17 protein-coding genes and 1 pseudogene are annotated in these 25,825 nt (G+C 66.8%); 7 read left to right on the top strand and 11 right to left on the bottom strand.

What is annotated here, in order from left to right; translation table 11 throughout:
• Window positions 1–105: 105 nt before the first annotated feature.
• Window positions 106–462: pseudogene (locus ACETPF_RS04330) on the bottom strand (cytochrome b); the annotation flags it as partial.
• 25 nt (window positions 463–487) lie between these two features.
• Window positions 488–2,431 (bottom strand): acetate--CoA ligase, encoded by a 1,944-nt coding sequence (gene acs / locus ACETPF_RS04325; protein ID WP_373933021.1) that lies wholly within the window; start codon window positions 2,429–2,431, stop codon window positions 488–490.
• A gap of 171 nt (window positions 2,432–2,602) precedes the next feature.
• Here acs and ACETPF_RS04320 point away from each other — a divergent pair, with 171 nt between their 5' ends.
• A complete protein-coding gene (locus ACETPF_RS04320; RefSeq protein WP_373933020.1) occupies window positions 2,603–3,274 on the top strand; it encodes a glutathione S-transferase family protein in 672 nt (223 codons plus the stop codon).
• 6 nt (window positions 3,275–3,280) lie between these two features.
• Here ACETPF_RS04320 and ACETPF_RS04315 read toward each other — a convergent pair whose 3' ends face one another.
• Window positions 3,281–4,435 carry a GGDEF domain-containing protein gene (locus ACETPF_RS04315; RefSeq protein ID WP_373933019.1) on the bottom strand — a complete coding sequence of 385 codons (1,155 nt, stop codon included), beginning with the start codon at window positions 4,433–4,435 and terminating at the stop codon, window positions 3,281–3,283.
• A gap of 57 nt (window positions 4,436–4,492) precedes the next feature.
• Complete coding sequence (locus ACETPF_RS04310) at window positions 4,493–5,371, bottom strand: LysR substrate-binding domain-containing protein (protein ID WP_373933018.1); 879 nt, start codon at window positions 5,369–5,371, stop codon at window positions 4,493–4,495.
• Window positions 5,372–5,706: 335 nt separating this feature from the next.
• Here ACETPF_RS04310 and ACETPF_RS04305 point away from each other — a divergent pair, with 335 nt between their 5' ends.
• From ACETPF_RS04305 to ACETPF_RS04295, 3 genes are all read left to right on the top strand, one after another.
• Window positions 5,707–8,001, top strand: coding sequence for a CDC48 family AAA ATPase (locus tag ACETPF_RS04305; protein ID WP_373933017.1), 2,295 nt, complete (start codon window positions 5,707–5,709; stop codon window positions 7,999–8,001).
• A gap of 125 nt (window positions 8,002–8,126) precedes the next feature.
• Window positions 8,127–8,756 carry a class I SAM-dependent methyltransferase gene (locus ACETPF_RS04300; protein WP_373933016.1) on the top strand — a complete coding sequence of 210 codons (630 nt, stop codon included), beginning with the start codon at window positions 8,127–8,129 and terminating at the stop codon, window positions 8,754–8,756.
• A gap of 248 nt (window positions 8,757–9,004) precedes the next feature.
• A complete protein-coding gene (locus ACETPF_RS04295; protein WP_373933073.1) occupies window positions 9,005–10,270 on the top strand; it encodes a glutamate-5-semialdehyde dehydrogenase in 1,266 nt (421 codons plus the stop codon).
• A gap of 186 nt (window positions 10,271–10,456) precedes the next feature.
• On the opposite strand, the gene kdsA is transcribed toward ACETPF_RS04295, so the two are convergent.
• Complete coding sequence (gene kdsA / locus ACETPF_RS04290) at window positions 10,457–11,281, bottom strand: 3-deoxy-8-phosphooctulonate synthase (protein WP_373933015.1); 825 nt, start codon at window positions 11,279–11,281, stop codon at window positions 10,457–10,459.
• Window positions 11,278–11,571, bottom strand: a complete 294-nt coding sequence (locus ACETPF_RS04285) for a hypothetical protein (RefSeq protein ID WP_373933014.1) — start codon at window positions 11,569–11,571, stop codon at window positions 11,278–11,280. The genes kdsA and ACETPF_RS04285 overlap by 4 nt, the downstream gene beginning before the upstream one ends.
• Before the next feature lie 22 nt (window positions 11,572–11,593).
• Between ACETPF_RS04285 and ACETPF_RS04280 the strand changes: the two genes are divergently transcribed.
• Together ACETPF_RS04280 and ACETPF_RS04275 are read left to right on the top strand one after the other, a co-directional pair.
• A complete protein-coding gene (locus tag ACETPF_RS04280; RefSeq protein WP_373933072.1) occupies window positions 11,594–12,718 on the top strand; it encodes a hypothetical protein in 1,125 nt (374 codons plus the stop codon).
• A complete protein-coding gene (locus tag ACETPF_RS04275) occupies window positions 12,715–14,088 on the top strand; it encodes a cytochrome P450 (RefSeq protein WP_373933013.1) in 1,374 nt (457 codons plus the stop codon). Before ACETPF_RS04280 ends, ACETPF_RS04275 begins: the two co-directional genes overlap by 4 nt.
• Window positions 14,089–14,215: 127 nt before the next feature.
• Here ACETPF_RS04275 and ACETPF_RS04270 read toward each other — a convergent pair whose 3' ends face one another.
• The 5 genes from ACETPF_RS04270 to ACETPF_RS04250 all read right to left on the bottom strand — a co-directional run bounded on the left by ACETPF_RS04270 (window position 14,216) and on the right by ACETPF_RS04250 (window position 23,952).
• Window positions 14,216–15,145 (bottom strand): transglutaminase family protein, encoded by a 930-nt coding sequence (locus ACETPF_RS04270; RefSeq protein ID WP_373933012.1) that lies wholly within the window; start codon window positions 15,143–15,145, stop codon window positions 14,216–14,218.
• Window positions 15,142–17,595: a circularly permuted type 2 ATP-grasp protein gene (locus ACETPF_RS04265; RefSeq protein WP_373933011.1), complete on the bottom strand. Its 2,454-nt coding sequence runs from the start codon at window positions 17,593–17,595 to the stop codon at window positions 15,142–15,144. The genes ACETPF_RS04270 and ACETPF_RS04265 overlap by 4 nt, the downstream gene beginning before the upstream one ends.
• Window positions 17,595–20,951 carry a transglutaminase family protein gene (locus ACETPF_RS04260; protein ID WP_373933010.1) on the bottom strand — a complete coding sequence of 1,119 codons (3,357 nt, stop codon included), beginning with the start codon at window positions 20,949–20,951 and terminating at the stop codon, window positions 17,595–17,597. The genes ACETPF_RS04265 and ACETPF_RS04260 overlap by 1 nt, the downstream gene beginning before the upstream one ends.
• A gap of 136 nt (window positions 20,952–21,087) precedes the next feature.
• On the bottom strand, window positions 21,088–22,659 hold the full coding sequence (gene guaA, locus ACETPF_RS04255) for a glutamine-hydrolyzing GMP synthase (RefSeq protein ID WP_373933009.1): 1,572 nt from the start codon (window positions 22,657–22,659) through the stop codon (window positions 21,088–21,090).
• A 42-nt stretch (window positions 22,660–22,701) separates the two neighbouring features.
• Complete coding sequence (locus tag ACETPF_RS04250; protein ID WP_373933008.1) at window positions 22,702–23,952, bottom strand: TCR/Tet family MFS transporter; 1,251 nt, start codon at window positions 23,950–23,952, stop codon at window positions 22,702–22,704.
• A 95-nt stretch (window positions 23,953–24,047) separates the two neighbouring features.
• Here ACETPF_RS04250 and recQ point away from each other — a divergent pair, with 95 nt between their 5' ends.
• A complete protein-coding gene (recQ, locus tag ACETPF_RS04245; RefSeq protein WP_373933007.1) occupies window positions 24,048–25,820 on the top strand; it encodes a DNA helicase RecQ in 1,773 nt (590 codons plus the stop codon).
• Window positions 25,821–25,825: the final 5 nt, after the last annotated feature.

Raw genomic sequence — 25,825 nt, 5'->3', positions numbered from 1 at the left:
ATAGGGTTTCGCCATGCCCGCTGGCCTCCATTCCCCAGCCGGCATCTTGAATCACATAATAGGCCCGAGCAAAACCCCTCTCGATTCAGCCTCACGTCATCTCGCTCTAGGCACGTCGAACAGAAAGAACCAGTTGAGCGGCCGGGTGCCAGCCGATGTCATGATCCAGCCGGTCAGCGGCACGAGGAGCATGAAGGCATAGAAGAGGAAATGGGTGGCGTGCGCGGCCGCTTTTTCCCAGCCTGGCATGGCAACCGGGAGCAGCGGAGGGCGGTGGCCCAGCCGCCAGCCCAACCGCACCAGGGTGAGCGCCAGCACCGTCAATCCGATCGACTTGTGGACCGGCATTATCGCCCAGTCCTTGGGTAGCGCATCATGGCCAATGCCAAGGATCAGATTGGCGATGATCAGGACCGCCATGATCCAGTGCAGCGCGCGGGCAACGAATGTGTAGCGGTCCAAGGGCGGCTCCGTCCAGGTCTGCACTCTAACCCTGCCGGTTCGCGACAAGATTGTCGACCACCGACGGGTCGGCCAGTGTGCTGGTATCTCCTAGCGCCTGCGCCGAGACTTCGCCCTCCGCAATTTTACGGAGGATGCGGCGCATGATCTTGCCGCTGCGTGTCTTGGGCAGGCCGGGGGCGAATTGGATCGCATCGGGGGTGGCGATCGGGCCGATTTCGGTGCGGACCCACTTGACCAAAGTAGCGCGCAGGGCGTTGCTCGGTTCCTCGCCGCTGTTCAGGGTCACATAGGCGTAGATGCCCTGGCCTTTCACGTCATGGGGGAAGCCGACGACCGCCGCCTCCGCCACCGCTTCGTGCAGCACCAGCGCGCTTTCGACCTCGGCCGTGCCCATGCGGTGGCCCGACACGTTGATGACGTCGTCGACCCGGCCGGTAATCCAATAATAGCCGTCCGCGTCGCGCCGTGCGCCGTCGCCGGTGGTATATTTGCCGGAAAAGGTGGTGAAATAGGTCTGGAAGAAGCGGTCATGATCGTTCCACACGGTCCGCATCTGCCCCGGCCAGCTTTGCGCGATGACGAGATTGCCCTCGCACGCGCCGTCCAGCACCTGCCCTTCCGCGTCCACGATCTGCGGGACGACGCCCGGCATCGGCAGGGTGGCGGAACCGGGCTTCAGGTCGGTGGCACCGGGCATCGGCGCGATCATCGCCGCGCCTGTCTCCGTCTGCCACCAGGTGTCGATGATCGGGCAGCGATCCTCGCCAACGACATGATGATACCAGCGCCACGCTTCCGGGTTGATCGGCTCGCCAACCGTGCCGAGCAGGCGGAGCGACTGGCGGCTGGTGCGGGTCACGAACTCGTCGCCCTCCTTCATCAGCGCGCGCAGCGCCGTGGGGGCGGTGAAGATGGTCTGGACCTGATGCTTGTCCACCACTTCCCAGATGCGCGAGGGGGTGGGCCAGTTGGGCACGCCTTCATACATGAGCGTCGTCGCGCCGTTCGCCAGCGGGCCATAGACGATATAGCTGTGGCCCGTGACCCAGCCGATGTCGGCCGCGCACCAGTAGATATCGCCGGGACGATAGTCGAAGCAGAGTTCGTGGGTGAGGCTTGCCCAGAGAAGATAGCCGCCGGTCGTGTGCAGCACGCCCTTGGGCTTGCCGGTGGAGCCGGAGGTATAGAGGATGAAAAGCGGGTCTTCGGCGTTCATCGGCTCGGGCGGGCAGTCGGCCGAGACCTTGTCCGCTTCCTCGTGCAGCCATAGGTCGCGGCCCGGCTGCATCGCGATGTCGCCGCCGGTGGCTTTCACCACCAGTACCGTCCTGACGCCGGGACACTCCTTGAGCGCGGCGTTGACATTGGCTTTGAGGGGGACTTTCTTCCCGGCGCGGCAGCCTTCGTCGGCGGTGATGACAAGCGTGGAATCGCAATCCTGGATGCGGCCGGCAAGCGCTTCGGGCGAGAAGCCGCCGAACACGACCGAATGGATCGCGCCGATCCGCGCGCAGGCCAGGAGAGCGAAGGCGGCCTCCGGGATCATCGGCATATAGACGGTGATGCGGTCGCCCTTCTTCGCGCCAGCGGCCTTGAGGACGTTGGCCAGACGGCAGACCTCTTCATGCACCTGCGCATAGGTGTAGGACCGTGCCGGCGCATCGGGGGAATCGGGTTCCCAAATGATAGCGGTCTGATCGGCGCGTTCGGGCAGGTGGCGGTCGATGCAGTTGGCGCTGACGTTGAGCACGCCGTCGGCGAACCAGCGGACGCCGAAATCGGCCTCGGCGAAGCTGCTATCGTTGGTCAGGGTGGGCGCCTTTATCCAGTCGAGCCGCTGCGCACGCTCCTGCCAATAGGCATGGGAATCGTCGATCGAGCGGCGATAATCGGCTTCGCGGGCCGCGCGGTCCATCAGCGCTTCGCTCGCCCACGCGCCCGGCACCGGGAAATAATCGTCAGACATCGGGCATCCTTTCCATCGCGCAATCAGGTTTGCGCCCCTTCTATCGCCGCACTACCGCATCACAAGGGCGGAACATGCCGTTTATGCCAGCCTGCAAGCTGAAATCATGGGGGCCGGCACGGCATTTTGCGGCTTTCCCCTTTCCGCCAGCGCGCCTAACAGGGATCGCCTATGTGGTTGCTCTATCAATTCCCGCTCTGCCCCTTTTCCCGCAAGGTTCGCCTGCTGCTGGGCGAGAAGGGGATCGGTTACGATCTGGTGCGCGAATCGCCCTGGGCGATGCGGGACGAGTTTCTGGACCTGAACCCTGCCGGCACGACACCGGTCATGGTCGAGCAGGAGAAGGGCGTCACGCTGATCGACAGTCAGGCGATCTGCGAATATTTCGAGGAGACGGTGGAGAAGTTCCCGCTGATTTCCGGCACCGCCTCAGGCCGCGCGGAGGTGCGGCGGCTGACCACTTTCTTCGACCAGAATTTCTATGGCGACGTGGTCGGCCCGCTGCTGCACGAGCGGATGAAGAAGCGCCTGATCGACCGCGCGCCGCCCGACGCGCGCGTGCTGCGCGAAGCGATGAAGCGGGCGAACGTTCATATGGATTATATGGACTATCTGCTCGATCATCGCAGCTGGATGGCCGGGGGGACGCTGAGCCTGGCCGACATCGCGGCGGCGGCGCATCTGTCGGTCGCGGATTATCTGGGCGGGATCGACTGGGCCGGGCATGAGCCGGTCAAGCGCTGGTATGCGGGGTTCAAGTCGCGCCCGTCCTTCCGCCCCCTGCTGTCGGAGCGGATGGAGGTCATCACCCCGCCGCCCCATTATGAAAAGCCGGACTTCTAGGGCAGGTCAATCCGTCTCGGCCGCGAGATAGACCCTGTTGCGGCCATGTTCCTTGGCGAGGTAGAGGGCGCGGTCCGCGGCCTTGAGCGCAGCGCGCGGGTCTTCATAGGCGAGCACGTTGGCGACCCCGGCCGAGAAGCTGATCCGCTCCATCCGCTCGCCATTGGTGCGGTTGACGAGGCTGCGGCCGGCGAGATCCTCGCGCACATCGTCCACCGCCTTGCAGGTTTCGGCGGCGGTCTTGCCGCGGAAGAGCATCACGAATTCCTCGCCGCCATGGCGTGCGACATGGCAGCGGTCGTCGGACACTTTGGCCAGCAGCCCGGCGACGAACTTCAGCACCCGGTCACCGGTGTCGTGGCCGTGGGTGTCGTTGACATGCTTGAAATGGTCGATGTCGCAGAAGGCGACCGAGAGCATCTCGCCATTGTCCTGCGCCTGCTTGACCTCCTCGCGCAGCACGCCTTCGAAAGCGCGGCGGTTGGGCAGGCCGGTCAGATGGTCATGCTCGGCGGCGCGGCGGGCATTTTCGAGGCTGGATTTGAGCGCCTGCGTCTGCTTCTGATTTTCGCGCAATTGCCCTTCGACTTGGCGGGTCTTTTCGACCATCGAGCGGGTCAGCCCCACGAGGCGGGCGAGCACGGGCTCGCTGTCGCGCCCCTCCAGCTCCTTTGCCTCCTCCTGAAGCGCGGCGCCGTAGCTTTTCGCCGAATTGCGCGATTCGTGCATCAGCCCGGTGAAATTGCTGAGATTTTCCTCGACCTTGTCGAGCATGGCGGCGAGCGAGTCGGGCGTCACTTCGTCGCTGCGCTGTTCGGCGGCGAGGTTTTCGATCCAGCCGTTGGTGATCTTCCCGCGCTCCATCATGACCGCGCGGATCGCCTTTTCGACCCCGATGTTGGCGCCGGTCAGATAATCGAGCGCGACGCTGAAGTTGATCGGGGTGAGATCGAGATCATGGGCGAAGAGGAAATCGCCGATATCGGCGTAGAGTTGACGGCGGCGGTTGATTTCGCGGTTGGACGCCGTGCCGGAGCGGGGGCGCTGCGTTTCCGGCTCCTGCTCCTCGTCGGATCGGCCCGATATACCGCGCGCCCAGCGCGCCAGACGGTCGGTCAGCCCATGTTGCGGGCTAGCGGATATGGTCGTTCCCCCGGTCATGCCCCTTAATACGGCCGCGCGGCGACAAGGTTAAGGGCGCGGTTGCGGATTTGCGCGTCAGATGTCGGCGGCGATCAGCCAGTCGCGGAAAATCCGCACCGCGCGGGTCTGGAGCGCGCGGGGGCGGCACACGAAGAAATAACGGTACGGGCTGTCGACATGGATGGGGAAGAGGCGCACCAGGCGCGGATCGCCCGCCTGTTCATAATGGCTGGCGTGCATGACCGCGACGCCTAGGCCCTGCGCGGCGGCCTCCAGCATGAGCTGCCCCGAATCATAATTGTCGATCGCCAGCGGTTGCAGGTCGGGCAGCCCCGCCGCCTCCTTCCACGCGTCGAAGGAAAGCGCCATGTCGCGATGGAGCAGGACCGTCTGCTGCGCCAGCTCCTCCGGGCTGGTGAGGGCGTGCGGCCCCTCCAGCAGTTCGCGGCGGCCGATCAGATAGACTTCCTCATGATCGAGCTGATGGGCGTAGAGGGCCGCGTCGATGTCCTTCGACAGGACGATCGCGGCGTCGAGCCCTTCGCCCAGCCGCGCCACGGCATGGGGCGTGGTTTCGATATCGATATGAAGCTGTGGATGCTGCTGCCTGAGCTTTCCCAGATGGGGGAAGAGCCGCTGCGTGGCAAAGAGCGGCATCACCGCAAGGCGAAGCCGGAGCTGGTTGCCGCCGCTCTGGATATTTTCGAGCGCGAGGCTGAGCGAATCGAGCGCCGGGGCGATATCGTCCAGCAGGCGCTGGCCGTCGGCGTTGATCTCCAGCGCCTGATGCTTGCGGTCGAACAAGGGGCGGCCGATAAAGCGTTCGAGCGCCTGGACGCGACGGCTGAGCGCCGGAGTCGAGAGCGCAAGCTCCTCCGCGGCCGCCTTGACCGAGCCGAGGCGCGCGACCTGAACAAAGGCCTCCAGGGCCGTGAGGGGCGGCAATCTACGCATAATCTGTTATCGTCCGAACCCGATCCGCTGCGCCGCGTCAATTCTCTTTATCGAGCGGCGCGCAGCCCGGTTCCAAGCATCCTGCCCCTAGTGAGCAGGAAATCGCGGAAAATGGCAAGATGCAATTTTTGCAACCAGTGCCCGCCTTTCGCACTTGCAATATTTCACGCTGCAACGCATATAGGAAGGGCCTTTCAGGCATCCTCTCCTAAAACTTTCAGGGCTGGCATTTTGCCGGCCCTTTTTTTGTCCCATGTTGTCGTTTGCGCAGGGGTCTTTCCGATCGCTGCTGCGTTCCCTATCTCGTTACGGAATGACAAAGACGGGGACGATGCGTGGCCGATCAGGACGACACCGGGCGAAGGATACAGGTCGCAAACGCGCGGCCGGAGGATGCGGGGCGCGGACTTGCGCGCCTGCCGCTCGCCGTGATGGCCGAGCTGCATCTGGCCGAGGGCGATGTGGTGGAGATCATCGGCAAGCGGTCGACCTCCGCGCGGGTGGTGCGTCCCTACAAAGAGGATGAAGGGCTGGACGTGCTCCGTCTCGATGGGCTCCAGCGCGCCAATGCCGGCATCGGGTCGGGCGATTTCGTCCAGATCGCCAAGATCGAGCCGCGCCCGGCGCAGCGGGTGGTGTTCGCGCCTGCACAAAATAACCTGCGCCTCCAGGGCAATCCAGATGCGCTCAAGCGCGTCTTCTTCCAGCGGCCACTGGCCGCTGGAGACATTGTCGCTACCGCGGGGCAGCAGCAGGTGCCGCCTACGGATATGCCGCCGCAACTGCGCCAGATGCTGGCGGCCCCGGCATATGCGCTCCAGGAAATCCGGCTGGTCGTGGTTTCGACCGTGCCCAAGGGGGTCGTGCATATCGACGGCGACACCGAGGTCGAGCTGCGCGCCGAATATGAGGAACCGCGCGAGTTGCGCCGCGCCGATGTCACCTATGACGATGTCGGCGGCATGGCCGACACGATCGACCAGTTGCGCGAGATGGTGGAGCTGCCGCTGCGCTATCCCGAACTGTTCGAGCGGCTGGGTGTCGATCCGCCCAAGGGCGTGCTGCTCCACGGCCCGCCGGGCACCGGCAAGACCCGGCTCGCCCGCGCGGTGGCGAACGAGGCAGATGCGGAATTCTTCCTGATCAACGGGCCGGAGATCATGGGCTCCGCCTATGGCGAGTCGGAAAAGCAGCTGCGCGAGATATTCGAGGCGGCCAGCAAGTCCGCGCCCTCGATCCTGTTCATCGACGAGATCGATTCGATCGCGCCCAAGCGCGGCAATGTGACCGGTGAGACCGAGAAGCGCCTCGTTGCGCAACTGTTGACGCTGATGGACGGGCTGGAGCCACGCGCCAATCTGGTGGTGATCGCCGCGACCAACAGGCCCGAGGCGATCGACGAGGCGCTGCGGCGGCCGGGCCGGTTCGATCGCGAGATCATCGTCGGCGTGCCGGACGAGCGCGGTCGGCGCGAGATTTTGGGCATCCATACGCGCGGCATGCCGCTGGGCGACAAGGTGGACCTGTCCGAGCTGGCCCGCATGACCTACGGCTTCGTCGGCGCGGACCTGGCGGCGCTCAGTCGCGAGGCGGCGATCGAGACGGTGCGGCGCTTCATGCCGCGCCTGAACCTGGAGGAAGGAACGATCCCGCCCGACGTGCTGGAGGAATTGTCGGTCACGCGCGAGGACTTCATGTCCGCCATCAAGCGGGTACAGCCTTCCGCCATGCGCGAGGTGATGGTGCAGGCGCCCAATATCGGCTGGTCGGATATAGGAGGGCTGGACGAGGCGCAGATGCGCCTGAAGGAAGGGGTTGAGCTGCCGCTCAAAGACCCCGACGCCTTCCGCCGGATCGGCATCCGCCCAGCCAAGGGCTTCCTGCTCTATGGTCCGCCCGGCACCGGCAAGACATTGCTGGCGAAGGCGGTGGCGCGCGAGGCGCAGGCCAATTTCATCGCCACCAAATCGAGCGATCTCCTGTCCAAATGGTATGGTGAGAGCGAGCAGCAAATCGCCCGATTGTTCGCGCGGGCGCGGCAGGTGGCGCCGACCGTCATCTTCATTGACGAGCTCGACAGCCTCGTGCCCGCGCGCGGCGGGGGGCTGGGCGAACCGGCAGTGACCGAGCGGGTGGTGAACACCATCCTCGCGGAAATGGACGGGCTGGAGGAATTGCAGTCGGTGGTCGTCATCGGCGCCACCAACCGGCCGACCCTGGTCGATCCGGCCTTGCTGCGGCCGGGTCGGTTCGACGAGCTGATCTATGTGCCGGTGCCCGACGAAACGGGCCGGCGACGCATCCTTGGCATCCATACGGGCAAGATGCCCTTGGGCGATGATGTGGACCTGGACATGCTGGCGCGGGAGACCGAGCGCTTCACCGGCGCGGACCTTGAGGACCTGGTGCGGCGGGCCGGCCTTGTCGCGCTGCGCCAGTCGCTCAGCGTCGACAAGGTCACGCAGGCGCATTTCGAGGAGGCGCTGAAGGACACGCGCGCATCGGTGACGCCGGAGATGGAGCGCGAATATGAGAAGATTCAGTCGCAGCTGAAACAGCGGGCGATGGACGTGTCGCCGATCGGCTTCATCGCGCCGGGCATGGTCCGTTCGCGCGACCGCGACGGATGAGCGGTGAGCGGCGGCGGATGAACCCATCCGCCGCCGCCGCGTTCATGACAAGTTGGTTGCAAAAGCGGCTGCCGACCGGCACCCATTGCACGGCAGTTGACACAAACAGAAGTAGGCGAGCGTTGATGGCCTCCATCCCACTGAAAAAGAATGATAAAGTCGCGGGGTCGTTCTGGAGCCAGTGGTCGCTCTTCTTCCGCCAATTCGTGCGACACCCCGGCATGATCGGGTCGGTCATCCCGTCCTCGGCCACGCTGGTCGACCGAATATTGGATCAGGTGGACTGGCGATCGACCCGGCTGTTCGTGGAATATGGGCCGGGCGTTGGCACCTTCACCCGGTCGATCCTGGACCGGCTGCCCGCCGACGCCACGCTGATCGCGATCGATCTCAACCCCGATTTCGCCGCCTGGCTGGAAACGCATATCGACGATCCCCGGTTGCGGGTGGTTCATGGATCGGCGGCCGACGTGCGGCGGTTCATCCGGGAAGCCGGCCATGTCGAGGCCGATTATGTCCTGTCGGGCATTCCCTTTTCGACCCTGCCCGATGGCGTCGGCGCGCGGATTTGCGCGGAGACCAAGGCAGCGTTGCGGCCCGGCGGATCGTTTTTGATCTACCAATATTCGCGTTTCGTGATTCGGCTGCTGCGACCGTTGTTCGACGATATTGCCGATGAGCTGGAATGGCGGAACATCCCGCCCTGCCGGATGATCCGCGCGACGCGCGAGGCGGAGCTGGCGCAGGCGGCCTGATCAGGCTGGCGGCTCGGCTTTTGTTACGGGAATGTCATGAAAAAAAGCCGCATCCCTACCGCGTATGGGGTATGTGGATGCCGCGCGGACTCGATAGGACGAAGGCGTGGCGGAGCAGTTCGCCCATCGGCGGCCGGATCATATGCGACCCATGATCCGGCCGTCGAACCTTTGGCGGCGCAGCCCGTTTGTCGCGGATCGCTTTCATGCTAAGGCGCGCCTCGTCCTTTCCCGGCGAGACCTTCTACATGAACGATCTGACCCAGACCCCCGAAATGCTGATCGCGACGCTCGGCGCGCGGGCGCGGACCGCCGCCGCCGTGCTGGCGCAGGCGAGCGACGCGCAGAAGGCCGATGCGCTTGTCCGCGCGGCGCAGGCGGTGCGGGATCATGCGCCGGCCATCATCGCGGCCAATGCGCGCGACATGGAAAATGCCGCCGCCAACGGGCTGTCGCGCGCGATGCTCGACCGGCTGAAGCTGGACGAAGGACGGATCGCGGGCGCGGCGGCGGGCGTGGAGCAGGTGGCGACGCTGGCCAATCCGCTCGGCAGCGTCATAGACACGATCGTCCGCCCCAATGGGCTGGAACTGAGCCGGGTTCGCGTGCCGCTCGGGGTGATCGGCATCATCTACGAAAGCCGGCCCAATGTGACCGCCGATGCGGCCGCCCTGTGTCTGCGCGCAGGCAACGCGGTGATCCTGCGCGGCGGTAGCGAGGCGAAGGAAAGCAACCGCGCGATCCATGCCGCGATGATCGAGGGGATCGTCGCCGCCGGCCTGCCCGCCGAGGCGGTGCAGCTGGTGCCGACGACCGACCGCGCGGCGGTGGGCGCGCTGCTGAAGGCGGCCGAGTTCGTCGACCTGATCGTGCCGCGCGGCGGCAAGAGCCTGGTCGCGCGGGTGCAGGAGGAAGCGCGGGTGCCGGTGCTCGCGCATCTCGACGGGATCAACCACAGCTATATCGATGCTGCTGCCGATCCGGCGATGGCGCGCAGCCTGGTCGTGAACGCCAAGATGCGCCGCACCGGCATTTGCGGTGCGACCGAGACGGTGCTGATCGACCGGGCCTTCGGGGAGGGCGCTTCGGTCGTCGCGGCGCTGCTTGACGCCGGCTGCGAAGTGCGCGGCGACACGGGCGTGCAGGCGATGGACGCGCGGGTGAGCGCGGCGTCGGACGAGGACTGGGATACCGAATATCTCGATGCGATCGTTTCGGTAGCGCAGGTCGATGGGGTCGAAGGCGCGATCGCGCATATCGCCGCTCATGCCAGCCACCATACCGATGCGATCATCACCGAGGATGCGGCGACCGCCGAGCGTTTCCTGAACGCGGTCGACAGCGCGATCGTGATGTGGAACGCCTCCACCCAGTTCGCCGACGGCGGCGAGTTCGGACTGGGGGCGGAGATCGGCATTTCGACCGGGCGGCTGCACGCCCGCGGGCCGGTGGCGCTGGAGGGGCTGACGACCTACAAGTGGATCGTGCGCGGGACGGGGCAGACGCGGCCCTGATACACTGAACCGATTGCGCTCAGTCTGAACCACTCCGTTCGTCCTGAGTAGCCATTGAGCGAAGTCGAAATGGCATATCGAAGGACGGGACTTGGCGCGAATGCTTCGATACGGGACTTCGACTTCGCTCAGTCCCTACTCAGCACGAACGGTCCTGTTTAAAGGCACGGTCCGAACGGGGATGGTTTAGTTTTTGACCACCTCGTCGATGCGCTTCAGCTTTTCCAGCATCGGGCCGACCCACTCCAGCGGGAGCATGACCGGGCCGTCGGAGGGCGCGTTGTCCGGGTCTTGATGGGCTTCGGCGAAGATCGCGGCGACGCCGGCGGCGATGGCGCTGCGGGCGAGGAGGGGAGCGAACTCCCGCTGACCCCCCGACGCGCTTCCCAGCCCTCCGGGCTGCTGCACCGAGTGGGTGGCGTCGAACACCACAGGATAGCCGGTCTGCGCCATCACCGGCAGCGCGCGCATGTCGCTGACCAAAGTGTTGTAGCCGAAGCTTGCCCCGCGCTCGGTGAGCAATATCCGGTCGTTGCCGGTGGAGGCGACCTTCTGCGCCACCGCAGCCATGTCCCAGGGGGCGAGGAACTGGCCCTTCTTGACGTTGACGACCGCGCCGGTGCGGCCGGCGGCAAGCAGCAAATCCGTCTGGCGGCAGAGGAAGGCTGGGATCTGGAGGATGTCGACGGCCTGCGCGGCGGCCTCCACTTGGGTCGCGTCGTGAATGTCGGTGAGGACGGGACAACCAAGGGTCGCCTTCACTTCCGCAAGAATGGCGAGGCCCGAATCGATGCCGACCCCGCGCCGGCCCGAAACGGAGGTGCGGTTCGCCTTGTCGAAGCTGCTCTTGAAGATGAAGGGGACGCCCGCGCCCGCCGCCGCCTTCGCCAGTGCTTCCGCCATGAACAGCGCATGGTCGCGGCTCTCGATCTGACAGGGGCCGGAGATGAGGACGAAGGGCCGGTCGTTGGCGATCGTCACGTCGCCAACCCGAACGGTGCGGGCGCTCATTTGGGCGCCTTCACGAAGCGGCGGAGCAACTGCCCGCGCCACAGCCCCTTGCCGGGGTGATAGTTCCAGCAGAACCAGCCGAAGACAAGGCAGGCGACCAAAGCGGGAAGCGCCATCGGATCGCCGTTGGCCTTCATATGGCGGTAGAAGGTCAGATCGGCGTGCCAGCGATCCCGCTCGCCGCCGCCGCCATTGATGCCGTACATATTGTCATGCCGCCGGCACCCGACATTGCGGTTGTATTTGCGGTGGTCGATGAAATAGCAGTAGTCGCGTTCGGGCGTGGTCATGCGCGCGATTAGGGCGGGGCCGGTGCAAAAGTTCAAGCGCAAAGTCTTTTATCTGGGCGGATTCGACCCGCGCGGCGTGCGTTTCTATCACCAGCTCTATCGCGAGCAGGCGGCGCGGCACGCGGCGTTGACGGGCGATCCGATCGACGTGAGCGCCCGGCGGGCGGGACCGGCATCGTCCGCGATCTGGACGGTCGAGAACCCCGCCGCCGGGGTCGAGACCGACTATGAATATCTGCGCTGGGAGGATCTGGTCGGGAAGGTTTGGGTCCGCAACCCGTTGACGCTGGCCTGGCGGTCGCTCGCCACCTATGTCGGCCATGCGCGCTTCATGCAGTTCGGGCGGATGAAAAAGCTGCGGCCGGGGCCGGTGCTGACGATCTGCTACCCGCCCTTCCTGGCGGTGATGATCCCGCTGCTCTTCGCGGTGATCCCGGCGCTATTGCTGTGGATCGTCCTGCCCTTCTGGGCGGCGGCGCTGATCGGCATCGGGGTGAGCGCGGCCTTTTCGGGCAAGTGGCTGACCAAGCTGGTGGTGCCGTGGCTGCTGCGTTTCACTTATTATCATCATGGGCTGGCGGCACGGGGGCCGGGGCCGGACCTCGACGAACGGCTGGATTTGTTCGCGCGGCGGATCGTCGAGGAACTGGACGGGCCGTGGGATGAGATATTGCTCGTCACCCACAGCGCCGGCACGATCCTGGGCATGTCGCTGATGCGGCGCATCTTCGACCTGCGCGGCGACACGCTGCCCGATCATTTCGCGATGGTGGGGCTGGGGCAGGTGGTGCCGGTGATCGCGCTGCGGACCGATGCGCGCTGGTATCATGCGGACCTGAAGGCGCTTGCCGACAAGCATTTCCGCTATGTCGACCTGTCCTACCCCCCCGACGGCGCGGCCTATTTCAACGTCAATCCGCTGCTGCTGGAGAGCGACGCCCATGCCGCGCGGGTGGACATGCTCTCGCCGCGCTTTCACCTTTTCTACCGCCCCGAAAATCACAATAAGGGCTGGTCGAACAAATATGAGGCGCATTTCGATTATCTGCGCGTGGGGGACACAGTGTCGCCGGTCGATTTCATCAGCCTGACCACCGGGCCGCACCGGCTGGACGACGCCATCGCCGACTTCAGGGCGATCCCATGAGCGAGCCGCTCTTCACCCCGCCCTTTCCGCAGCCGACGCGCAATAAGCGCACAATGCTGCGCCGCTTCTTCATCGGCTGGCACAGCTGGATCCATGTGCTGTTCGAAAAAAGCTACACGATGAAGATGGGCGAGGTGCGGGGGAAGGGGCAGCTCATGTACATCGCCAACGAGCTGCCTCTGGTCGATCGCATCCTCAAAGGCGGGACCGAATTTCCGAAGCATCGCGAACTGGTGAAGGGCTTATGGCCGCTGATTGGCAACAGCGTCTTTTCCGCCAATGGCGAGGATTGGGAAAATCAGCGGGCGATGGTCAATCCCGCCTTCGCCCATACCGCGCTTACCAAGTCGATGCCGCTGATGGTGGGGGCGGCCGACGCCTTCCTGGAGCGGGTCGAGGGCTTGGACCGGACCCGACCGATCGACGTCGATCCGATGATGACCCATGTGGCGGCGGACATCATTTTCCGCACCTTGTTCTCGCAAACGCTGGACCTCAAGCGCTCGGCGATCATCCACAGGGCGTTCGGGCGGTTCCAGCGTCTGTCCCATTCGGCGTCGATGCTGGGCCTCTATGGCCTGCCGAGCCGCTGGTTCGAGCGGCGATCGGAGCGGCCGGCGGAAGCGATCCGCGATGTGTTCCGCCCGATCGTGGAGGCGCGGTTCGATGGGTTTCACGCCGGGGAGGCGAGCGAGCACAAGGATATCCTCCAGTCGCTGGTAGAGGCGAAGCATCCCGAGACGGGGGCGCATTTCACCCTCAAGGAATTGATGGACCAGGTCGCGACCATCTTCCTGGCGGGGCATGAGACGTCGGCGAGCACCATGACCTGGGCGCTTTACCTGCTGGCCGAATGCGCGCATATCCAGGACCGCGCGCGCGCCGAGGTGGCGGAGATTGCGGGCGATCAGCCCTTCACCGCCGCGATGCTGAAGGACATGCATATGGTCCGCAACGTCTTCAAGGAGACGCTGCGCCTCTATCCCCCGCTCGCCTTTTTCCCGCGGGAGGTGCCCTGTCCGATGCAGATGCGCGACAAGCAGCTGGTGCCCGGCGCGATGCTAGTGGTCGCGCCATGGCTGACGCAGCGGAACAAGGACAATTGGGCGTGCCCCCACAGTTTCGATCCCGACCGCTTCGCCGACCCCGCCAATGCGGAGATGGTGAAGCAGGCGTGGTTCCCGTTCAGCCGGGGACCGCGCGTGTGCGTGGGGGCGGGCTTCGCCCAGCAGGAGGGGATGACGGTGATCGCCAGCATCGTGCGCCGATACCGGCTGACCGTTGCGCCCGGCTTCAAGCCCGAGCCGATCAGCCGCCTGACGGTGCGGCCGCGCCGGGGAATGAAGCTGATGTTCGAGCCGATCGGGTAAGCATCGTGCGCTTAATTTGATCCGTTCGTGCTGAGTAGGGGCTGAGCGAAGTCGAAGTCCCGTATCGAAGCATCAGGCGCAGCGCTTGGTCCTTCGATACGCCATTTCGGCTTCGCTCAATGGCTACTCAGGACGAACGGAGTGGCTCAGATTCAATGCGGCCTGCTCTTGTCGGCGCTTCCTCCTCCGGCGCGACATCGACGCTGACCGACAGGCTCTGGCCCGCGCCGCCGACGAACAGGCCGTCCATCGGCGCGACATCGGCATAGTCGCGGCCCATGGCGACGAACAGATGCCCTTCGCCCGCGATGCAGCCATTGGTGGGATCGAAGCCGATCCATCCACGCGTCGGCCCGCACCACAGCATCACCCAGGCGTGCATCGCGTCCGCGCCGACGAGCCGAGGCATGCCGGGCGGCGGCAGGGTGCGGAGATAGCCGCTGACATAGGCGGCGGGAAGGCCCGCATGGCGCAGCGCGACCAGCATGACATGGGCGAAATCCTGGCAGACGCCATGGCGCGCAGCGAAGGCGTCGGCGACCGGCGTGCCGGCATCGGTGACGCCCGCCTGATAGCGGAATTCGGCGCGGATGCGCTGCGCAAGGTCAAGCGCGGCGGCGACGATGGGGCGGTCGGGGGCGAGGGTCGCGCCCGCCCATGCGCCGATCTGTGAGAGCAGCGGCGCGCGCGCAGAGGCATAGAGATAATGGGCGGGGGCAGCCGGCCCCATGTCGCGGGCGGAGAGCGCGGCGTCGGCGACCGAGGCGATCACGGGATCGTCGGGCTGCGGCGCGATGACGCCACCCTGCACCCCGGCGCGGAAGCGGCTTTCGATTATGAGTTCGCGGATCGGGCTTTCGATCACCAGCCGCGATACCTGTACCGGCCAGGCGGCAGGGCGCGATTCGATGATGGCGGGGGCGGGATCGACGCTCAGCACATGGTCGGAGGTCCATTGGCCGGGCCAGGGCGCGGGTTTGAGGCGCAGGTTGAAGCGGGCGAGCCGGACGGGCGCGGCGTAGCGGAGGGTCGTGCGGTGGCGGACATGGTAGATCATGCGAGCAGGTCCGCGCTTTCGGTTTTCCGCACCTGAAGGAAATAGCGCTGGCCGATCGCGTCGGACAGGCCGAGCAGGCGGGTTTCCGCGTCGGCTATGTCGGCGAGGGTCAGCATGTCGCCGGTCAAGGGGGCGAGGCGGGCGACGAGCGCGTCGGCGAGACGGCGGGGTTCTTCGGGCATCCCGTCGGCGCGTAGGGTCGGCAACGCGGCGACATGATCGGCGAGCCGCTGCGCCTGAAAGACGATCGCGCGGGGATTATGGGGTTCGAGCGCGAGCAGGTCGCGCACCGGCCCAAGCGCGGGACCGGCGAGATAGCGGGTGCGGTAGCTGATCTGGCTGTCCATGAGATCGAGCAGCAGGATGAGGTCGTCGTCGCTCGCATTGTCGCTGCCGAACAGGCTGAGGAGGCGGCAGCCAGCGATGGCGCGCTCCAAGCGGCGGCCCATGTCGTGGAAGCGCCAGCCGTCGCTGCGGCCCATATTCTCCGCCGCAAGACCCGAAAGCGCGGAGAAGCGCTCGATGAGGCGGGAGGAGGCGTCGAGCAATGTTTCGGTGACCGCGCCGTCGAAGGCCGGGAGCGGCAGGCGGACGAGCCGCCAGAAATCGCTCGCCAGCCTGTCGCGCAGCCCTTCGCCGATATTGGCGACGCTGGCCATGAGGGCGCGGACGCTGCCGGGCTGGCGCGTGTCGCCCAGAGCTGTGGCGCATAAGGGCCCGACCGCCGCGCCGCTGCCCGGCACCGCTCCCCAGAGGCTGAGCTGATCGACCAGCCGGGCCATGGTTGGGCTGGCGAGCGAGGGGCCGAGATCGGCCTCGATCGAGCCGCCGGCGATGGCGCGGACGAGGCGGGTGGTGGCCTCGGCCCGCTCGATATAGCGGCCGAGCCAGAAGAGATTGTCCGCCGCCTTCGCCGGCAGCATCCCGCCGATGCGGCGGATGGCAGGCGTGCCGCCGCCAAGCAGGCTGTCGGGCGGCGCAGGCTTGTCATCGACCACGCACATGTCGGCGGACATGTCGCCCCGGCCCATCAGCGCTGCGCGAATGTCGCCATGGGCGGCGAGCCGGGCGAAGGCGCCGGGCATGACCCGCCAGTGCCCGGCCGCGTCGCGCGCGACGAAGAGGCGCAGGGTGAAGGGCAGGGGGGCGAGTTGGCCGTCGATGATGGCAGGCGTGGTGGAGAGCTTCACCAGTTCCTGCCCGACATAGTCCATCGGGCGGCGGGCCAACGCGTCGAGCAGGGCGGCGCGCTGGCCGGGATCGAGCGCTGCGCCGGGCATGAAATGATTGTGGCCGAGACCGGGGACATCCTGATCGAAGGCGGAGCCGACGACCAGATCGTCGAGCCGGGCACGGACATGATCGCGCTCGCGCGGCTGACCGCACCACCAGGTCGCGATATTGGGCAGGATAAGGTCGGCGCCCATGAGCGCCCGCGAAAGCTGCGGCAGGAAGGCGGCGAAGGCGCGCGATTCGATCACCCCCGCGCCGGGCCAGTTGCCGACCATGAGGCCCCCGCGTGCGCAGGCGTCATAGAGGTCGGGCACGCCGATGCGCGATTTGGGATCAAAGGCGAGCGGGTCGATGAAGCGGCTGTCCATCCAGCGCCACAGGCCATCGATGCGCTTCAAACCCTGGATGGTGCGGACGAACAGCCGCCCGTCCGACACAATGAGGTCGTCGCCCTCCACCAGCAGAAGGCCGAGATAGCGGGCGAGATGCGCCTGTTCGGCGTAGCTCTGATTGAAGCGGCCGGGGGTGAGGAGGCCGATGCGCGGATCGGCGCGGGCGCAGTCGGCGGCAAGGCCACGGCGCAGTTCGGTGAAGAAGGGCGCGAGGCGGCGGGCGTGCATCGCGCTCAAGAGGTCGCCGGTGGCGCGGGAGAGAGCGAGGCGGTTTTCCAGCGCATAGCCGACACCGACAGGGGTGCGGACCCGGTCAGCGAGCACGCGCCATTCGCCGGTCGGGCCGCGCCCGATGTCGGCGGCGTAGAAATGGAGGTGATGGCCGCGCGGCGGGGGCGTGCCGGTCATCACCCGCCAATAATGCGGGCTGCCGGTGACGACGCTGGCGGGGAGCTTGCCGTCCCGCACGAGCGACTGGGTGGAATAGATGTCGGAGATCACCCGTTCGAGCAGTTCGGCCCGCTGGGCGAGGCCGCGCTCGATATGCGTCCATTCGGCTGCGCCGATCAGCAAGGGCACGGGGCCGAGCGGCCAGGCGCGTTCCTGCTCGTCGCCGGTCAGGCGGAAGGCGAGGCCCTGCTCCGCCGCCTGCCGCCCGACATGGTCGGCGAGGATGGCGGGATCGCCCTGCGCCTGGGTCGAGAGGCGATCGAGCATCATGCGCCAGCGGGGGGCTATCTCCGCCGACGCGCCCGCGAACAGGTCGCCCTGCGGCGCGGCGGCCAGATAGGCGTCGGCCCAGTCGCGAGTCAGCGTGGTCGCCATCACCCCGCCGAATGCGGCAAGCGCAGGTCGAGCGTCATCGGAAATTCGCCGGGCGTTTCGGGCGCGGGCATATCGACCGGGCCGGGGGTATGGCCATGATCCTGGAAGCGCGCCTTGCGGCGGCTTTCCGCCTCATAGCCGTTGATCGGCAGCGTGTCGTAATTGCGCCCGCCCGGATGCGCGACATGATAGACGCAGCCGCCCAGCGAGCGGCCGCTCCAGCTGTCGAGCACATCGAAAGTGAGCGGCGCGTTGGCGGGCAGTTGCGGGTGGAGGCAGTTGGCGGGCGCCCACGCCTTGTAGCGGACGCCGCCCACCGCCTCGCCCGGCACGGCGGTCGGAGTCATCGGCACGCGGCGGCCGTTGCAGGCGACGATGTGGCGGCCGGCGACGAGGCCGGTAGCGCGTACCTGAAGCCGTTCGGTCGAGCTGTCGACATAGCGCACCGTGCCGCCGATCGCGCCGGTTTCGCCAAGCACGTTCCAGGGTTCGAGCGCATGGGTGATTTCGAGGGCAACGCCGCCCGCGTCCACCTGCCCATGGACCGGAAAGCGGAACTGGCGCTGCGCCTCGAACCAGTTGGGATCGAAGTCGTAGCCGCCGCCGCGCAGGTCGGCGAGCACTTCGAGGAAGTCGCTCCAGACGAAATGGGGCAGCATGAAGCGGTCATGCAGCGCCGTGCCCCAGCGCACGAAGCCGCCCTGCTGCGGCTGCCGCCAGAACCAGGCGGCGAGCGCGCGCAGCAGCAATTGCTGGACCAGGCTCATCTTCGCTTCGGGTGGCATCTCGAATCCGCGAAATTCGAGGAGGCCGAGCCGCCCGGTCGGGCCGTCAGGCGAGAACATCTTGTCGATGCAGATTTCGGTGCGGTGGGTGTTGCCGGTCACATCGACCAGCAGGTTGCGGAACAGCCGGTCGACGATCCATGGGGGCGGCAGCTTGTCCTCCCCCTCCGCAACCGGATCGGGCACCTGCGCCAGCGCGATCTCCAGTTCGTAGAGGCCGTCATGCCGCGCCTCGTCGATGCGCGGGGCCTGGCTGGTCGGGCCGATGAAGAGGCCAGAGAAGAGGTAGGAGAGGGAGGGGTGGCGCTGCCAGTAGAGGACGAAGCTCTTCAAAAGGTCCGGGCGGCGGATGAAGGGCGAATCGGTCAGGGTCGGGCCGCCCAGCACGATATGGTTGCCCCCGCCCGTGCCGATCGAGCGGCCGTCGACCATGAACTTGTCAGCGGTCAGCTGACATTCGCGCGCGGCGGCGTAGAGCTTTTCGGTAATCTCCACCGTCGCGGCCCAGCTGGCGGCGGGGTGAACATTGACCTCGATCACGCCGGGGTCGGGCGTGGCCTTCAGCACGTTGAGACGGGGGTCGGGCGGCGGCGCATAGCCCTCGATGCGGACGGGGATGCGGGTTGCTTCGGCCACCCGCTCGACCTCGGCGATCAGCTCAAGATAATCCTCAAGCTCGCGGACCGGCGGCAGGAAGACCGAGAGATGCGCGCCATGCGGCTCGACCGTGACGGCGGTGCGGACCGCGCCTTCGATGAAGACCTGCTCGACCCGCTCCTGCGCCGCCGCGCCGCCCTCGGCATCGGCGACGCGCTGGACGCGCTGCGCTTCCTCATGGCTGGCGGGTTCGCTGACCTGCGCGCGGAAATCCGCCAGCGGCCCGCGCGGTTCGCTTGTGTCGCGGGGGTGGATATAGGGGTAGGCGGACTCCGGCACATGCGGCAGCGATCCGAGCGGAAGGCGGTAGCCAAGCGCGGAGTCGCCCGGCACCGCGAACAGCTTGCCCCGGCGTAGCTGCCAGATTTCGCTCTGCCAGCGCGGCGTCTGCGCGGCCGCCTGCCAGCGCTGGACGGGGAGGACATAGCCGACCGGCTGGTTAAGCCCGCGCTCGAACGTCTTCACCATGCGCGCGCGCGCTTCGGGATCGGCGATGGCGGGGTCCGTCGGGTCGGTGTTGATGGGAAGGTCGGCCTCCTTCACCATCCACACTGCCGGGTCTTCATAAACGGGGTGTGTATATTCCTCGGTAAAACCCATATTGCCGGCCAGCGCGGCGAGGAAGGCGCGGGCGTCCTCCGACGTGGTTGCGCGCGCGCCTGCCGGGGGCGTGTCGCTGGCGATCAGGCTCTCGTCGCCCCAGATCGGCATCCCGTCCTGTCGCCAATAGACCGCATAGGCCCAGCGCGGCAGGCTTTCGCCCGGATACCATTTGCCCTGGCCATGATGGAGCAGGCCGCCCGGTGCGAACTCCGCTCGGAGCTTGCGGATGAGGCGATCCGCGTAGGCCGCCTTGGTCGGCCCGACCGCATCGCCATTCCATTCGCCCGCCTCGCCGCCGCCCTCCGCCACGAAGGTCGGTTCCCCCCCGATGGTGAGGCGCACGTCCTGCGCGGCAAGGTCGGCGTCGACCTGAGCGCCCAGCGCCATCACCGCGTCCCAGCGCGCGTCGGTGAAGGGTTTGGTGATCCGCACCGCCTCGGCAATGCGGCTGACGCTCATCTCGAAATGGAAATCGACTTCGGCGGGTTCGGCCATGCCGCTGATCGGCGCGGCGGATTTGTAATGGGGCGTTGCGCAGAGCGGGATATGCCCTTCGCCCGCGAACATGCCGCTGGTCGCGTCGAGCGCGACCCAGCCCGCGCCGGGCACATAGGCTTCGGCCCAGGCGTGGAGATCGACCACGTCCTGGGTGACGCCCTTTGGCCCCTCGATCGGCTCGACATCAGCGACAAGCTGGATCGAATAGCCCGACACGAAGCGGGCGGCAAAGCCCAGCCGGCGCAGCAGCTGGACGAGCAGCCAGGCGGAATCGCGGCAGGAGCCGGTGCCGATTTCCAGCGTTTCTTCAGGGCTCTGGACGCCCGCTTCCATACGGATCACGTAGCCCACGCGCTGTTGCAGCCGGCGATTCACCTGCACCAGGAAATCGACGGTGCGGCCCTCATGCCCCTGATGCTCGGCCACCAGCGCCTCGAACAGCGGCCCCTGCGCATCGACATCGAAATAGGCGGCGAGGTCGGTCTTCAGCTGCTCGTCATACGCGAAGGGATACGCTTCCGCATAAGGCTCCACGAAGAAGTCGAACGGGTTGATGATGTCGAGATCGGCGAGCAGATCGACTTGAATCGAGAAATGATCGACCGGATCGGGAAAGACGATCCGGGCCAGCCAATTGCCGTGCGGATCTTGCTGCCAGTTGAGGAAATGGTTGGCGGGCTCGATCTTCAGCGCATAATTGGGGATTTTGGTGCGACTGTGCGGCGCGGGGCGGAGGCGGATGACCTGCGGCCCCAAGCGGATCGGGCGGCTGTAGCGATAGGCGGTGAGGTGATGGAGCGCGGCCTTGAGCATGGCGCGATCAAACGCCACCCCTTGCTGCAATGCAATGCGGAATCGTTGCGGGGGTAGAAATTGGGCGTGGTGGCGCGGTCGCTTGCGCGCCCGAATAAACCGGGTGACCGTCCCCCGGACGGTCACTTTGTCCGGTTTATTCCCATTCGATCGTGCCGGGCGGCTTCGACGTATAGTCGTAAACGACGCGGTTGATGCCCTTCACCTCGTTGATGATCCGCGTCGCGACGCGGCTCAGGAAGGCGGCGTCGAACGGATAGATGTCGGCGGTCATGCCGTCGGTCGAGGTGACGGCGCGCACCGCGCAGACATTGTCATAGGTGCGATGGTCGCCCATCACGCCGACGGTGCGGACGGGAAGCAGCACCGCAAACGCCTGCCAGATCGCGTCGTAGAGGCCGGCGGACCGAATTTCCTCTAGATAGATGGCGTCCGCCTTGCGGAGAATGTCGCAGCGTTCCTTGGTGACTTCGCCGGGGATGCGGATGGCAAGGCCGGGGCCGGGGAAGGGGTGGCGGCCAACGAAGATGTCGGGCAGGCCCAGTTCCTTGCCCAGCACGCGCACCTCGTCCTTGAACAGTTCGCGCAGCGGCTCGACCAGCTTCATGTTCATGCGTTCGGGCAGGCCGCCGACATTGTGGTGCGACTTGATCGTCACCGAAGGTCCGCCGGTGAAGCTGACGCTCTCGATCACGTCCGGGTAGAGCGTGCCCTGCGCCAGGAAGTCCGCGCCGCCGATCTTGGCCGCTTCCTCCTCGAACACCGCGATGAATTCGCCGCCGATGAACTTGCGCTTCTTTTCCGGGTCGGTGAGGCCGGCGAGGCCGCCCAGGAAACGCTCCTCCGCATTTACGTGGACGAGCCTGATCCCATAATGTTCGCGGAAGAGGCTGACCACCTGCTCCGCTTCGCCCAGCCGCATCAGGCCATGATCGACGAACACGCAGGTCAGCTGGTCGCCGATCGCCTCGTGGATTAGGACCGCCGCCACGGCGCTGTCGACGCCGCCCGACAGCCCGCAGATGACCCGCCCATTGCCGACCTGCTCCCGGATTTCGGCGATCTTGACCTGCCGGAACTCGGCCATGGTCCAGTCGCCGGCCAGGCCGCAGACATGGCGGACGAAATTGGCGATCAGCTTGCCGCCGTCGGGGGTATGAACGACCTCCGGGTGGAACTGCGTGCCGTAGAATCTGCGTTCCTCGTCGGCGATCACCGCGAAGGGCGCGCCGTCCGACACCGCGACGATCTTGAAGCCCGGCGCGAACTTCGTGACCTTGTCGCCATGGCTCATCCAGACCTGATGCCGCTCGCCGACGTTCCACAGGCCGTCGAACAGCGCGCAGGGCTCGGTCACGGTCAGGAAGGCACGGCCGAACTCGCCGCCTTCGCCCGTCTCGTGGCCGGGACGGACCTCGCCGCCGAGCTGATGGCTCATCACCTGCTGGCCGTAGCAGATGCCGAGGATCGGCACGCCCGCGTCGAACAACGCCTGGGGCGCGCGGGGGCTGCCTTCCTCCGGCACGCCGGCAGGCGAGCCGGAGAGAATGATGCCCCTGGGCTTCAGTCGCTCGAAGGCTTCGGCGGCGGCAGTGAAGGGCGCGATTTCCGAATAAACGCCGGCCTCGCGAACGCGCCGCGCGATCAGCTGCGTTACCTGGCTGCCGAAATCCACGATGAGGATGGTGTCCTGATGAGGCAGCGTCATGGGAATCGCCTTGGGCAAGGAAGTGAAGGGATTCGCGCTCGGTTAGTGCCCCGCCGCGTCCATGTCCAGTTGCGGCGTCGCATGCCGGCCCGCGCGCCAGCCGAGCAGCGCCGCGACCACCATGATGCCCGCCGCCATCAGGAAGGAAGTGCCGATCCACGGGAAGAAGGGGTTGCCGCCGACCGAGGCGGAATAGACCGCGCCGAAGAACAGTGGGGAGAGGATGCCCGCGATCGCGCCCACGCTGTTGTTCGCGCCCTGAAGCTGGCCCTGCTCGCTTTCGTACACGCGCCGGGTCATGAGCGACTGGATGGTCGGCATGGCGAGGCCCCAGAACGCGTTGGGCAACATCGCCGCGACGAACAGCCAGCCGGTCGGCGCCAGCCCCATCGCGCCGATGCCGATCGCGCCGAAGGCAAGGCCGATGACCATCGTGCGCCCGTCGCCAAGCCGCTTCACCACCGGGCCGACCAGCATCCCCTGCACCCCCATGTCGAGGAGGCCGACGAGCGCCAGCAGCGCGCCGACTTCCCACGCCCCCCAACCATAGCGCGCGCCCGCATAGAGCACGAATACGGCGGAGAAGAGATGATGGGCGAAATAGAGGAGGAAATTGACGACGGCTAGGCTGGAGAGTTCCGGGTGCGACCGCAGCAGCCTCAGTGCGCCGAAGGGATTGGCGCGGCCCCAGCTGAAGGCCATGCGCTTGGCCGGCTCCAGCGATTCGGGCAGCACGACGAGGCCATAGAGGAAAGCGAGGCCGGAAAGCCCGGCCGCCGCGCTGAAGGGTGCGCGGAGCGAAACCTCGCCCAGCACCCCGCCGATCAGCGGCCCGGCGACGAACCCCGCGCTGAACGCCGCGCCGATCAGGCCATAGCCCTTCGCCCGGCCCTCCGGCGGGGTGATGTCGGCCATATAGGCGAAGGTCGAGGTGAAGCTGGACGAGGTGACGCCGGCGAGGATGCGGCCGACTGCAAGCCACCAGAGATTGGGCGCGAGCGCCATCAGCACATAATCGAGCGCCAGCCCCGCGACCGAGACCAGGATCACCGGGCGGCGGCCATAGCGGTCCGATAACGACCCGATCACCGGCGAGCAGAGAAACTGCATCCCCGCCCATAAAGCCACGAAAAGCCCGTTCCACAGCCCCGCCGCGGCGATCGAGCCGGACAATTGCTCGATCAGTTGCGGCAGCACCGGGATGACGATGCCCATCGACATGACGTCGAGCAGCGCGGTCACCAGGATGAAAGCGATGGCGGCGGTGCGGCGCGGATGGGCGGGGGCGGTCATGGCGACGGGGCTATCGGGGCGGCGGGGGATTGCCAAGGGCAGATGACGCGGGAAAGCGGTTGGCACCTGTGCCCCGCTAGGGCTAAGGCCCGCCGATGCCGCGCGACATCCCGACGCTTCTTCACGACATATTCGGTTTCACCGCTTTTCGCGGGGTGCAGGAACAGGTGGTGGGGCGCGTCATGGCGGGGCGGCCGACGCTTGCGATCATGCCGACCGGGGCGGGCAAGTCGCTTTGCTATCAGCTGCCCGCCGCCGCGCTCGATGGCTGCTGCGTGGTGGTGTCGCCGCTCATAGCGCTCATGCACGATCAGCTGCGCGCGGCCAATGCGGTGGGCCTGCGCGCCGCCAGCCTCACCAGCGTCGACGCCGACTGGCGCGAAACGCAGGATCGCCTCCGCAACGGCGATCTCGACCTGCTCTATGTCGCGCCCGAACGCGCGAGTGGGGAAGGGTTCCGCAGCCTGCTGCGCTCGGCCAGGATCGCCCTGTTCGCCATCGACGAAGCGCATTGCGTGTCCGAATGGGGCCATGATTTCCGCCCCGACTATCGCCTGCTGCGTCCATTGCTGGACGAGTTTCCGCAGGTGCCGCGCCTTGCGCTCACCGCGACTGCCGACGCGCACACCCGCGCTGACATCCTCGTCCAGCTCGGCATTCCCGAAGACGGCCTCATCATCTCAGGCTTCGACCGGCCCAATATTCGCTACGCCGTCCACCCGCGCGACGGCCTCACCCGCCAGCTCGCCGACCTGCTCGCCACCGAAAAGGGGCCGGGCGTCGTCTATGCCCAGACCCGCGCGGCGACCGAGAAGCTGGCGGAGACGCTGGGCAGGGGCGGCCGCCCGGTGCGCGCCTATCATGCCGGGATGGAGCCATCCCAGCGCGCCGCCAACCAGGCCGCCTTCATCGCCAGCGAGGATATGGTGATGGTCGCGACCGTCGCCTTCGGCATGGGGATCGACAAGCCCGACGTGCGGTTCGTCGCCCATGCCGGGCTGCCCAAGTCGATCGAGGGCTATTATCAGGAATCGGGCCGCGCGGGCCGCGATGGCGAGCCGGCGGTCGCCCATCTCTTCTGGGGTGCGGAGGATTTCGCCCGCGCGCGGATGCGGATCGCCGAACTGGAACCGGCCCGCCAGCAGGGCGAGCGTGCCCGCATCGCGGCCCTAGGCGCGCTGGTGGAGACGGCGACCTGCCGCCGGGCGATCCTGCTGCGCCATTTCGGCGAAAGCCCGCCGCCCGCCTGCGGCAATTGCGATAACTGCCTCTCGCCCCCGGCCAGCGTCGACGCGACCGAGACGGCGCGCAAATATCTTTCCGCCGTCTATCGCACCGGGCAGAGCTTCGGCGCGGGCCATATCGAGGCGGTGCTGACCGGCGCGCCCAACGACAAGGTGCGCGAGCGCGGCCATGACAAGATTTCCGTCCACGGCATCGTCGGCGGCGAGGAGGCGGCGCTGCTTCGCCCGGTCCAGCGCGCCTTGCTGGTGCGCGACGCGCTGGAGACGACCGAGCATGGCGGGCTGATGCTCGGCCCCAACGCCCGACCGATCCTGCGCGGCGAGGAGGAGGTTCGTATCCTGATGCCGCCCAAACGCGAGCGTCGCGCCCGCAACGCCCGCAGCGGCGCGGATGCCAACCCGGTCGGCGATCCGCTGTTCGACGCCTTGCGCGCCTGCCGCCGCGAACTGGCGCAGGAACAGGGGGTGCCGCCCTACGTCATCTTCCACGATTCGACGCTGCGCGAAATGGCAGAACAGCGCCCGGCTTCCACCCGCGCGCTGAGCCATATCAGCGGCATCGGCCAGAAGAAGCTCGACGCCTATGGCGACGCCTTCCTCGCCGCGATCCGGCCGTTTCTGTAACGCCG

The sequence above is a fragment of the Sphingobium agrisoli genome (assembly GCF_041877245.1).
In the GTDB taxonomy this organism is placed as follows: domain Bacteria; phylum Pseudomonadota; class Alphaproteobacteria; order Sphingomonadales; family Sphingomonadaceae; genus Sphingobium.
Note: the sequence above shows the minus strand (reverse complement) of the source record. Positions and strands in the feature narration are given on the sequence as shown.

Coding starts and splice junctions, on each gene's coding strand:
- kdsA (WP_373933015.1), bottom strand. CDS start 11,281: ATGAGCGCCCGCACCGTTCGGGTTGGCGACGTGACGATCGCCAACGAC.
- ACETPF_RS04320 (WP_373933020.1), top strand. CDS start 2,603: ATGTGGTTGCTCTATCAATTCCCGCTCTGCCCCTTTTCCCGCAAGGTT.
- ACETPF_RS04265 (WP_373933011.1), bottom strand. CDS start 17,595: ATGGCGACCACGCTGACTCGCGACTGGGCCGACGCCTATCTGGCCGCC.
- ACETPF_RS04275 (WP_373933013.1), top strand. CDS start 12,715: ATGAGCGAGCCGCTCTTCACCCCGCCCTTTCCGCAGCCGACGCGCAAT.
- ACETPF_RS04285 (WP_373933014.1), bottom strand. CDS start 11,571: ATGACCACGCCCGAACGCGACTACTGCTATTTCATCGACCACCGCAAA.
- ACETPF_RS04300 (WP_373933016.1), top strand. CDS start 8,127: ATGGCCTCCATCCCACTGAAAAAGAATGATAAAGTCGCGGGGTCGTTC.
- guaA (WP_373933009.1), bottom strand. CDS start 22,659: ATGACGCTGCCTCATCAGGACACCATCCTCATCGTGGATTTCGGCAGC.
- ACETPF_RS04260 (WP_373933010.1), bottom strand. CDS start 20,951: ATGCTCAAGGCCGCGCTCCATCACCTCACCGCCTATCGCTACAGCCGC.
- ACETPF_RS04250 (WP_373933008.1), bottom strand. CDS start 23,952: ATGACCGCCCCCGCCCATCCGCGCCGCACCGCCGCCATCGCTTTCATC.
- ACETPF_RS04295 (WP_373933073.1), top strand. CDS start 9,005: ATGAACGATCTGACCCAGACCCCCGAAATGCTGATCGCGACGCTCGGC.
- recQ (WP_373933007.1), top strand. CDS start 24,048: ATGCCGCGCGACATCCCGACGCTTCTTCACGACATATTCGGTTTCACC.
- ACETPF_RS04270 (WP_373933012.1), bottom strand. CDS start 15,145: ATGATCTACCATGTCCGCCACCGCACGACCCTCCGCTACGCCGCGCCC.
- ACETPF_RS04315 (WP_373933019.1), bottom strand. CDS start 4,435: ATGACCGGGGGAACGACCATATCCGCTAGCCCGCAACATGGGCTGACC.
- acs (WP_373933021.1), bottom strand. CDS start 2,431: ATGTCTGACGATTATTTCCCGGTGCCGGGCGCGTGGGCGAGCGAAGCG.
- ACETPF_RS04310 (WP_373933018.1), bottom strand. CDS start 5,371: ATGCGTAGATTGCCGCCCCTCACGGCCCTGGAGGCCTTTGTTCAGGTC.